Here is a 225-nt window from a genome sequence, read left to right on the forward strand (position 1 = left end):
GTACTCTGTCAATTGACCACAAGTTTGAGAATGATGTAACTGAGCATCCTATTGACCGTGGTTCAAGTGTATCAGACCATGTAGTCAATAAAAATGTCACCTTTAGCGTATGCGGTGTATATAACACCTACTCCTTACAAAAGTATGTACAGGACGGTGTTAGTACACAGAACCGTGTGGCAGATGCCTATAAGAAGTTGTTAGACTTGCGTAACAGTAAGCAGC

General features: G+C 41.3%; 1 protein-coding gene. It reads left to right on the forward strand.

The genetic code is table 11. The features are described from left to right. Positions 1-11: 11 nt before the first annotated feature. The coding region (locus GFJ99_RS14025; protein ID WP_370514069.1) for a phage baseplate protein at positions 12-225 on the forward strand (214 nt) is incomplete at its 3' end.

Origin of the sequence: Flavobacterium sp. LMO6, from assembly GCF_009495795.1 — a bacterium.
Lineage (GTDB): Bacteria > Bacteroidota > Bacteroidia > Flavobacteriales > Flavobacteriaceae > Flavobacterium.